This window comes from Pseudomonas sp. NBRC 111127, assembly GCF_001320345.1.
Taxonomy (GTDB): domain Bacteria; phylum Pseudomonadota; class Gammaproteobacteria; order Pseudomonadales; family Pseudomonadaceae; genus Aquipseudomonas; species Aquipseudomonas juntendi.
Genome location: NZ_BCBD01000252.1, coordinates 1 through 4,170, shown reverse-complemented (window position 1 = coordinate 4,170; position 4,170 = coordinate 1). Strand labels below are relative to the sequence as shown.

General features: G+C 57.0%; 7 protein-coding genes and 1 pseudogene. 5 read left to right on the top strand and 3 right to left on the bottom strand.

Annotated features, from left to right (window positions below; translation table 11 throughout):
* Nucleotides 1-235: 235 nt before the first annotated feature.
* Nucleotides 236-532 carry a hypothetical protein gene (locus APH30_RS26265; protein ID WP_054914163.1) on the bottom strand — a complete coding sequence of 99 codons (297 nt, stop codon included), beginning with the start codon at nt 530-532 and terminating at the stop codon, nt 236-238.
* 51 nt (nt 533-583) lie between these two features.
* On the opposite strand from APH30_RS26265, the gene APH30_RS28945 reads away from it, so the two are divergent.
* Together APH30_RS28945 and APH30_RS26260 are read left to right on the top strand one after the other, a co-directional pair.
* Nucleotides 584-796, top strand: a complete 213-nt coding sequence (locus tag APH30_RS28945) for a hypothetical protein (RefSeq protein ID WP_044047313.1) — start codon at nt 584-586, stop codon at nt 794-796.
* Nucleotides 797-1,147: 351 nt separating this feature from the next.
* A complete protein-coding gene (locus tag APH30_RS26260) occupies nt 1,148-1,465 on the top strand; it encodes a DUF1654 domain-containing protein (RefSeq protein ID WP_054914162.1) in 318 nt (105 codons plus the stop codon).
* A gap of 48 nt (nt 1,466-1,513) precedes the next feature.
* On the opposite strand, the gene APH30_RS26255 is transcribed toward APH30_RS26260, so the two are convergent.
* Complete coding sequence (locus APH30_RS26255) at nt 1,514-1,876, bottom strand: hypothetical protein (protein ID WP_054914161.1); 363 nt, start codon at nt 1,874-1,876, stop codon at nt 1,514-1,516.
* Between the two features lie 58 nt (nt 1,877-1,934).
* Nucleotides 1,935-2,816, bottom strand: coding sequence for a LexA family transcriptional regulator (locus tag APH30_RS26250; protein WP_054914160.1), 882 nt, complete (start codon nt 2,814-2,816; stop codon nt 1,935-1,937).
* Nucleotides 2,817-2,921: 105 nt separating this feature from the next.
* On the opposite strand from APH30_RS26250, the gene APH30_RS26245 reads away from it, so the two are divergent.
* The 3 genes and pseudogenes from APH30_RS26245 to APH30_RS26230 all read left to right on the top strand — a co-directional run.
* Entirely contained in the window at nt 2,922-3,116 is a 195-nt protein-coding gene (locus APH30_RS26245; RefSeq protein ID WP_041925625.1) for a Cro/CI family transcriptional regulator, read from the top strand.
* A gap of 30 nt (nt 3,117-3,146) precedes the next feature.
* Complete coding sequence (locus APH30_RS26240; protein WP_019751332.1) at nt 3,147-3,353, top strand: hypothetical protein; 207 nt, start codon at nt 3,147-3,149, stop codon at nt 3,351-3,353.
* 333 nt (nt 3,354-3,686) lie between these two features.
* Nucleotides 3,687-4,170 (top strand): annotated as a pseudogene (locus APH30_RS26230) (transporter); the annotation flags it as partial.

Here is a 4,170-nt window from a genome sequence, read left to right as displayed (position 1 = left end):
ACCTGTCGATGCGGTCGTATGTGAAGGGAAGGGGGTGCGGGGTGTATCGGTGATGCGACTTGGCGGGGATTCGAACCCCAAAGACTTACGCCAGCTTCGGCAGCGCTACCTGACTGGCCGCACCAGCTTGGTGTGGCGCCCCTGATCCACCGAGGCAAACTACAAGTCGCATCCCGATCACACCCTGCGATGGGGAGCAGGGCATCGGGCAGTTAACGTCAGGCTGACGAGGCGCTCACTCGTTGTTGAGCCAGCGCAAAACCTCTTCCTCGCCAATGGCGCTGAGGAATTCCGTCGGATCGACATCGCTGCTGGTCAGCCATTCGGAGATCTCGGCCTCGTCCATGGTTTCCAGCAGATTACCCGCGCCGATGTGGTTCACGATTTCGTGCGGATCCAGGTCGTGCAGGCGGTCGTCGATGTGGAGCGACTCAGCAATGTCGCTACCTTTGCCTTCAACCGTCACGCGCACCTGACTGTTCCGGCCAATGCTCTCAACGCTGACGCTATCCGCGTCGAATGTGATGCTCATGCTGTGCTCCTCCAGTGGATTCCCAAAGCACCCGGTAGCCCAGGTGCTTCAGTGAATCTCGTGGTGCACCGCGACCCGCTACTGGCGTCGGTCGCGGTTTGTTGCGTCAGCAATGTGGGCGCCATTCCCGCTGCTGATCGCAGGTCAGGCGCCATCCTTGGGCTTGGTTCGGGCGGCGAGCTTCCTCCCCAGGTCGGCAATCAGCATCTGTTCGCCTGGATCAAGGGTCCTTACAACATGCACGCTGCAGCTCTGGTGCCCTGATTTGATGGGGCAGGGTGCATGAGGTCCGGCGCCCATCTGTGCCGAAGCTCAGGGCGCTAATTCAAAAATTCGTGTTGCCGCTCCCGCTTACCGAGGTCGATACGGCCAATCCCAGGGAGCCGCATGGCTATGTGGATTCGCTAACGCCTTTCCCGGCAGGAGCTTGAATCGGTTGAGTTGTGTAAAGAGCGGTGAGCCTTGAGGGCCTCCCGAGGGGCTGTGTAGCGCCTCGATGGATGTAGTTAACCATCGGTATAGATTTGTCGTCAATACCGATGGTTAATTTATTTTTTGAGGGCGTGCGCTATGATTCGAATAACTGGATGCATATACAGTCGTTAAGGAGGTGTCATGGCCAAGCAAAACAAGACGGCGCCAACGCAGCAGCGCCAAGGAATGACCGCGCTAGAGCGGCTGGGCTTGAGGATGTCCAACATGATCAACCATCCAAAAGCGCAGGAGCAGCGCTGGGTTGCCATTCATCGACTGGACACGGATGGGGATGCTGAATGGGACGAGATGATGCGCATCCTTGGCGAGACTGACGGCTTGGAGATCACGCAGCTGGAGGAGGGCGGGATAAAAATCGAGTGGGAAATGCAGAGCGATGAGGATCGCGAGGCGCCCATTGAAGAGCTGGAGGCTGTTGAGGAAGAAGCTCCCTTCTGAAACGGAAGAGCCCGCTCTAGGCGGGCTCAATATTGGCGCTCGGAAAGGCTACCGGCATCCGCTCAAGGCGAATTGCATGATCTGCGCTTGATTGGAGGTGGTATTTTTTGGCTTGAGGTAGACCTTCTGGCCAGCCGCAGAAATCGAGTAATCAAGCGCAAGAGCTCGGCCATTCGCTCCAGAAATGTAAATTGAGGCCGTGCCAGAACTCGAAAAAGGGGAATCGGTTTTCACAACGATCGAGTCAATATTTACGGATCTCTGACAGTCCGGTCCGGCATCAGCTAGGCTATCAATAATTTCGGCGCCAAGCTGCCTGGCAAGTTTTTCACTTGTTTCCACCAGGCCCTTATGGGCATCCCATATGATCGCAAGGTATCCGGCGGCAGCCATGAGGATCAGCACGATCACTAGCTTCTTTATGAATGACACAAGATCCCTCTCAACGCTGCAGTAAATTCCCGGCCAGCTACGCCTTTTTGGCGTTCCAGATGAGCAAGACCTTGGCATGGATTGTAACGTCATCGATCCTGGCCTGCTGATCCTTGTGCTTCTCGTTATCCGAGATTAGCCAGAAATGGTCTTCATCGAAGAACTGCAGGCGCTTGATGTACAGGTGTCCATGCCATGTCAGCACGTAGATACCGTCTCCCACGAATTCGTTCACGCCACGGTCCACGATGAGCGGGTCTTTATCGTTGATCGTGCCCTCCATGCTCTGGCCCCAGCCGAAGATCATGGCCAGCGCAGACTGGGATGTGTACGTCACGCCCTTCTCATGAAGAACCGATTCCTTCACGATGACATTGCGCATGACCTCCGTGTAGTCCGGGGGCACCTGGCCGTGGCCCATCGAGGCGCGAATGTCGTATTGAGGGATGAAAATTTCGTCCTTCTTGACCTTGAGTCCCGAGAAGTCCGCAGACACGACATTGCTCGGGCGTTCATCCACCAGGGAATCAGCCACGGCCGCCGCGATTTTCTGCTGGGCCTCATCGTCCAGCTTCTTCCCCGCATGCTGGCGCAGCATAGCCATGACCTTTTCCGCAGCTCCGGCCTTGTGGTCGGCATCGGCAGACGGAGCCATGCGCATGCCGCGTATCTCATCGGCAAGCCGAGGGCTGAATTTCTCTACCGGCACGCCTAGTAGGCGCGCGAGCACCGCGGCGAACTTGGCGTTCAGCGGGTTGATGCCCTTGAAGTAGAGATTCACCGCAGCCGGCGTCATTCCTGCCTCGTCGGCGATTTTCTTCTGGCTGAGCTTCAACTCGTTCTTGCGCGCCAAGAAAAGAGCGTGCGCCGCCTCGCATTCAGCCAGGCGGTCAGGGGGGAGGATTCGTTTCTTAGTCATGGCGCGAACATATACCAACGGTTAAATAAATGGCAGAAACCATCGGTATGGACAAAGAATCAACCGATGGTTAATATCTGGCTCATGAACAACCGAGGCCAGACCATGAACGCGACCCCCCTCGACAAATTCGTTGCTGAAAAAGGGCAGTCCGAAGCCGCCAGGCTTCTTCGTGTGACGGCCCCGGCAATCCACAAGGCGCTGATCGCTAAGCGCGACATCAGCGTGTTCCAGCTTCCCGATGGCGGATTCGAAGCGGTTGAGCAACGCCCGTTCCCTTCCCAGAAATCCGCCGCCTAACAAATTCCAACCGCAAGGAGCAGTACCCCTATGGGATTCAAAGACCCACTGACACAACGTCGAGACCTGGCGAGGAAGGTCCGGCTTTATCCACTGCTTGATCGGCAACTGCAGCGCGCTGCCCACAAGGCTCGCCGCGAGTACGCGACCTACCTGTTCGAGATGCTCGAGTGGGCCGCTGTGAATGGCGGCATCGAAGCCCTCATGCCTGACGATCTGAAGGATATCGCGGGCTAGAGGCCCTCAGGAGGGCACGATGGAATTTTGTGAAGAGAACGTGCCGCCAGAAACCAGAACCAAGATTCATCGCCTGATGGAAGCCAGGGGTTGGACGTTTGAGGAGGCCGTGAATGAGGTCTTGCTCGAAGCAATTACGTCCGGCGCAACTGTATTCGTAGGAAGGCGAAAGGCCCCGGTTTTGGAGCTGGTGGGACTGAAGAGGCCCTCTACCGGATAGGTGAGGCCCTCACATAGGGGCTCAAGAGACCCTCAAATGGCAGGCACAAAAAAACCACCGGGCAGGGTGGCTTCTTGTACTGCATTCGTAACGCTTGTGTGAGGTCATCATATATGCACCAGACCATCCAAAGCAATACCGTGGCCCTCGCGCCACAAAATGCGAACCACGATTTCGTGGCGCCGATGATGACGAGCCTTGAACTCGTTGACTTCATCAATGACGACAGGAAGGCCAAGGCCTATGCCGCCGGCATGAGCTTCCCTTGCGAGGGATACCCAAAGCTGATGCACAAGAACTTCCTGGCCAAGGTGCCGGAAGTGCTCGGCGCGACATCGGCTGATTTTTCAGCCGATCTCCCTGACGGCTATGGGCGCGCTCGTCGCGGCTATTCATTCCCGAAGCGGGAAGCGTGCTTGATGGCAATGTCGTACAGCTACGAGCTGCAGGCCAAGGTTTTCGATCGCATGACTGCGCTTGAATCCAAGCCAGCCGCACCTGCCGACCTCAGCAAGCTGGAAATCCTCCAGATGGCCCTGGAGTCGGAGAAAGCCCGCGTCCTGCTCACCGTCCAAGTCGAGGCCCAGGCCAAGAAGA